Source organism: Streptomyces katrae (assembly GCF_000966975.1).
In the GTDB taxonomy this organism is placed as follows: domain Bacteria; phylum Actinomycetota; class Actinomycetes; order Streptomycetales; family Streptomycetaceae; genus Streptomyces; species Streptomyces katrae.
In genome coordinates, this window is record NZ_JZWV01000535.1 from 1 (window position 1) to 1,286 (window position 1,286).

2 protein-coding genes are annotated in these 1,286 nt (G+C 74.3%); both read left to right on the forward strand.

Annotated features, from left to right (window positions below; translation table 11 throughout):
• Nucleotides 1-301: 301 nt before the first annotated feature.
• Nucleotides 302-850: a helix-turn-helix domain-containing protein gene (locus VR44_RS19410; RefSeq protein WP_211275094.1), complete on the forward strand. Its 549-nt coding sequence runs from the start codon at nt 302-304 to the stop codon at nt 848-850.
• Between the two features lie 4 nt (nt 851-854).
• The coding region (locus tag VR44_RS19415; RefSeq protein WP_045948813.1) for a helical backbone metal receptor at nt 855-1,286 on the forward strand (432 nt) is incomplete at its 3' end.

Consider the following 1,286-nt stretch of genomic DNA (forward strand, 5'->3'; position numbering starts at 1 on the left):
CGCGTGCTGTGGCGGGCCGGCGACGGCGACGGAAGGTGACCGGACGGGTACGGGAATCGGCCGGGGAACGGCCTGGAGAGCCCTTGCGTGCGAATCCGGGGGCGGTTGCTGCGTAAGGTGCTTACAGCACACCGATGTGCGACCACGGGTAGGGGAGGGCAGCCCCGACATGAACGGCAAGGAAGACGGACACATCGCGGACGCAGCGGACGCCACGGACGGCACGGAGTACGGCTTCGCCCGGGCGGGCGGCCTCGACGTGAACGACAAGGAGAAGGACGCCAAGGAGCAGCCGCTGAGAGTGGGCGTCGCGGTGCGCAAGCGGCGCCGCGCGCTCCACCTGACGCTGGCCGCGGTGTCGGCGCGCAGCGGGCTGTCCGTGCCCTTCCTGAGCCAGATAGAGAACGAGCGCGCCCGCCCCAGCATGCGGTCGCTGGAGCGGGTCGCGGACGCCCTGGAGACCACGGCGGTCGACCTGCTCGCCGCCTCCGACACGGCCCGCACGGTGGACCTGGTACGGGCCGGCGACGACTCCGGGCTCGGCCCGGTGGGCGGCGTGCGCCCCCTCGTACGGGGCCACCACCAGCTGCACGCGCTGGAGTTCAACGGCGACCAGGACGCCGGCCGCGAGTACCAGCACCGCAACGACGAGCTGATGTACGTGGTCTCCGGCGCCTGCCAGGTGGAGGCCGAGGGCCGCGCCTACCGGCTGGAGGAAGGGGACGCGCTGTTCCTCTCCGGCGGGGTCCGCCACCGCTGGCGGGCCGTCAGCGACGACACCCGGCTGCTGGTCGTCGCCGTCGGCGACCACATCCACGCCACCTCCGAGCCGCCCTCGCCGGGGCGCTGAGCCGGTGCGCGTCGTCTCGCTCGTGCCCTCCCTGACGGAGGCGGTCGCGGTGAGCGCGCCGGGCCTGCTGGCCGGGGTGACCGACTGGTGCACGCACCCGGCCGGCCTGGGGGAGGCGCGGCGGATCGGCGGGACCAAGAACCCCGACGTACGGGCCGTGGTGGAGCTGCGCCCGGACCTGGTGATCGCCAACGAGGAGGAGAACCGGGCCCCGGACCTGGCGGAGCTGCGTGCGGCCGGGCTGGAGGTGCTGGTCACCGAGATCCGTGACCTGCCGCAGGCCTTCTCCGAGCTGGACCGGCTGCTGGTGGGGTCGCTGGGGCTGGAGCGGCCCCGGTGGCTGGACCGGGCCGAGGAGGCCTGGGCGGCCGTGGAGCCCGTCGGAGACCTCGCCGCTTTCGTGCCGATCTGGCGGCGGCCCTGGATGGTGCTGGGC